The sequence below is a fragment of the Intrasporangium sp. genome, assembly GCF_030452765.1.
Taxonomy (GTDB): domain Bacteria; phylum Actinomycetota; class Actinomycetes; order Actinomycetales; family Dermatophilaceae; genus Intrasporangium_A.
This window is the reverse complement of the sequence record NZ_JAKDLO010000297.1, coordinates 1-3,288: the sequence shown is the minus strand read 5'-3', so window position 1 is coordinate 3,288 and position 3,288 is coordinate 1. Positions and strand designations below refer to the sequence as shown.

Here is a 3,288-nt window from a genome sequence, read left to right as displayed (position 1 = left end):
CGGCCCGGCCCGACCAGCACCTCGGCGAGCGTGATGGGGCTTGCCGCCAAGGACTCGTCGCCCGAACCGGTCAGGACCGTCTTCGCGCGGTCGTGGTGCGCATCGGCGGCGTCCAGCTGGGCGATGAGGACGCTGGCATCCAGCACGATCACTGTGGCCAGTCCTCGCGCAGCCCGGCAAGGTAGCCCGGGCCATAAACGCCGGTCAGCACACCGGCCGTGCGCGCCACCGCGTCGCGACGTGCGTTCACCCCCTCCGCGCGCTGGCCGACCAGGACGCGGTGGCCTTCCTCGACCAGGCGGAGCAGCAGCTTGGCGCGACTGCGCTCATCCGGCCAGCGCTCGGCGGCGTGGTCCAGCGCCCGGGCGACCGCATCGGTCTCCGTGACGACGTGACGTGGACGGGTCGTGGGCATGGTCAAGTGTAACACCAGTGTATGAGTGTTACACCGGCTCGGACGGGCCATCCGCCGGCTGGCAGCCGCGGGCGTTTGTCGGGCGATTCCGGACGAGAGATAACTGCAAACGCCGATCATGGTATCATTTCAGCGAACGTTGGTTGCAGAAGGAGGCGGGCGACATGCCAGAGCCAGTGATCCGGACCGCCGGTCTGGTCAAGGTGTTCGGCCGAGGCGAGAGGCAGGTGCGTGCCCTCGACGGCATCGACCTGCAGGTCGAGCTGGGTGCCGTCACCTGTCTGCTCGGACACAACGGTTCGGGCAAGACCACCCTCGTGCGGATCCTCACGACGCGCACCCGCCCGACCGAGGGCCTGGCCATGGTGGCCGGCCACGACGTCGTCGCCGAGCCGGATGCGGTCCGGCGTGCCCTCGCGGTCACGGCACAGGAGACCACTCTCGACGCCCGGCTGAGCGGGCGAGAGAACCTCGGCGTGCTCGCCCGGCTCTGGGGTCTTGCCCCACGAGCTGCCGCTCGCCGGGCAGACCAGCTGCTGGAGGAGTACGACCTGGCCGAGGCCGCCGCCCGCCCGGTGTCGACCTGGAGCGGCGGCATGCGCCGACGGCTCGACCTCGCCGCAAGCCTGATCGGCTCACCGCACCTGCTCGTGCTCGACGAGCCGACGACGGGCCTGGACCCGGAGAGCCGAACCACGATCTGGCGCAGCATCGAGGCACTGGCCCGCGACGGCACGAGCGTGCTGCTGACCACCCAGTACCTCGACGAGGCCGACCGGCTGGCCGACCACGCCGTCGTCCTGCGCCAAGGGCGAGTCGTCGCCGACGAGAGCCCGACCCGCCTCAAACGACGGATCGGCCGGAGACTGGTGCTGCAGGGGGTCGGAGCCGGGCTGGACCGGGTGCAGGCCGCCCTGGCCCCGGTCGGAGTCACCGAGGTGGCCGAGCCGGCTTCGGCTCCCGAGGCAGCAGGTGCCGACGTCACCGGCCGCGACGGCAGCCGGTTCATCGCACGCGTCCTCGACGACCGGTTGACCCTGCCGGTCCTCCTCGACGCGCTCAACGGCTCGGGACTGACCGTGAGCGACATCGGGCTGCAGGAGCCCACCCTCGACGAGGCCTACCTCGCGCTGATGGGAGAACAGCATGACTGACACGACCGTGCACGCCACCACCTCGATGCGGCCGGAGCCACGAGCGACCTTCGCCGGCCAGGTCGGCGCAGTCCTGGGCCGGCACATGTTGGTCCTGCGTCGCAACCCCGCGCTCGCCGCGGCGACCCTGCTCGGCCCGGTGAGCCTCGTCCTCATGTTCGGCTACGTCTTCGGCGGGGCCATCGCGGGCGCCGACATCGCCACCTACCGGAGCAACCTCATCGCGAGTGCGCTCGTCCTGACCGCAGGCACGAGCCTCGTCATCATTGCGGCGGACACCGCCCGAGACGTCAAGGAGGGTATGACGCCGCGCGTGCTGGCCATGCCGGTCTCCCGCCTCGCGATCCTGCTCGGCGCGACCGTCGCCCAACTGCTCGTCTCGGTCGTCCTCTACGCCGTCATGATCGGGGTCGGGCTGCTGACCGGGTGGCGTTGGCAGGCAGGCTTCCCCGCCGCGCTCGCGGGCCTCGGCTTGCTCGTGCTGTTCGGGTATGCGCTGTCCTGGCTCGGGGTCCACCTCGGTCTTGTCATCCGCGACGAGCAGGTCATCCAGCAGCTCGCCTCGCTCATCCTGGGCACCGTGCTCTTCTCCAACGCGATGGTCCCCGTCGAGACGATGCCGGGCGTGCCGCGAGCCATCGCGGAGTGGAACCCGTTCAGTGCGGTCGTCTCGGCCGTGCGGTACCAGTTCGGCACCGCCCCGGTGGCCGACGGGCCCTGGCCGCTGGCCCACCCGGTGCTGGCGACCGTCGGTTGGTCGGTGCTGCTGCTGGCGGCGTTCGTGCCGCTGGCCACGCGGCGCCTCGCCCGGCAGGGCTGAGCCGGCATTCCATAGGGTGTCGAGGTGACCACCCCGCAGCCCGACACCGTGTGGACGCGCGCCGTGCGTGGCCGTCGCGGGCCCGAGCGGTCACTCGATCTCGACCAGCTGGCCGCAGCAGGCGTCGAGCTCGCCGATGTCGGCGGGCTCGACGCCGTGACGATGCGGGCGGTGGCGGCACAGGTCGGGGCCAGCTCACCCGGCCTCTACCGCTACGTCGAGACGCGGGACGAGCTGATCGACCTCATGGTCGACCACGTCACGCAGGAGCTGCGGCTACCCCGACGCAAGACCCCGTGGCGGCGACAGCTGCTCAGGCTCGCGATCGCCCAACGCGACGTCTACCAACAGCACCCGTGGCTCGCCGACGCGACGCGCGGGCCGCGGGTGCTCGGCCCGCACGGCACCCGCCTGGTCGAGACCTACCTGCAGATCCTCGAGCCGGTCGCGGTGACGACCGCGGTCAAGCTGGAGCTCCTCGCCCTGCTCACCGGCCTGGCCGCCCTGCTCGCCCCGCCGACCGCCATCGCGGCCAATCCCTTCCCGCTCGCCGGCCCGACGAGCGCCCCGCTCCTGTGGGCCGCGATGACCAGCCCCACGGGCGAACCCCGTTCCCCGGAAAGCCTGTTCGAGACGGTCGCCAGTGGGATCGTCGACGCCCTCCTGGGTTGAGGGACACCAGGTTCGGTATGCCGCTCACCGCGCCACGCCGGAAAGGTCGGTTCCGCGCAGGGCGGGCTGAGCGCTCATCTTCCAGCAAGGGGTGCCAGACCCAAGCCATTCAGCACGAACCTACCCGGGCAGAGGCGTGCACAGTTCAGGGGATCTCCGAAGGAGGGCTGTCGAGGGTGATCTCCAGTCCGGCGGCGCGACCTCCGTGTCTACGGAGGGCGCCCAGC

4 protein-coding genes are annotated in these 3,288 nt (G+C 71.4%); 3 read left to right on the top strand and 1 reads right to left on the bottom strand.

Going from position 1 to position 3,288, the window contains the following annotated elements:
- Window positions 1-148 precede the first annotated feature (148 nt).
- Window positions 149-415: a hypothetical protein gene (locus tag L0H79_RS21640; protein ID WP_301486814.1), complete on the bottom strand. Its 267-nt coding sequence runs from the start codon at window positions 413-415 to the stop codon at window positions 149-151.
- Between the two features lie 164 nt (window positions 416-579).
- On the opposite strand from L0H79_RS21640, the gene L0H79_RS21635 reads away from it, so the two are divergent.
- The 3 genes from L0H79_RS21635 to L0H79_RS21625 are packed head-to-tail and all read left to right on the top strand — an operon-like array spanning window position 580 to window position 3,061.
- Window positions 580-1,569 (top strand): ATP-binding cassette domain-containing protein, encoded by a 990-nt coding sequence (locus L0H79_RS21635; RefSeq protein WP_301486812.1) that lies wholly within the window; start codon window positions 580-582, stop codon window positions 1,567-1,569.
- A complete protein-coding gene (locus tag L0H79_RS21630) occupies window positions 1,562-2,389 on the top strand; it encodes an ABC transporter permease (protein WP_301486810.1) in 828 nt (275 codons plus the stop codon). Before L0H79_RS21635 ends, L0H79_RS21630 begins: the two co-directional genes overlap by 8 nt.
- 24 nt (window positions 2,390-2,413) lie before the next feature.
- Window positions 2,414-3,061, top strand: coding sequence for a TetR/AcrR family transcriptional regulator (locus tag L0H79_RS21625; protein ID WP_301486808.1), 648 nt, complete (start codon window positions 2,414-2,416; stop codon window positions 3,059-3,061).
- Window positions 3,062-3,288: the final 227 nt, after the last annotated feature.

Coding starts and splice junctions, on each gene's coding strand:
- L0H79_RS21640 (WP_301486814.1), bottom strand. CDS start 415: ATGCCCACGACCCGTCCACGTCACGTCGTCACGGAGACCGATGCGGTC.
- L0H79_RS21635 (WP_301486812.1), top strand. CDS start 580: ATGCCAGAGCCAGTGATCCGGACCGCCGGTCTGGTCAAGGTGTTCGGC.
- L0H79_RS21630 (WP_301486810.1), top strand. CDS start 1,562: ATGACTGACACGACCGTGCACGCCACCACCTCGATGCGGCCGGAGCCA.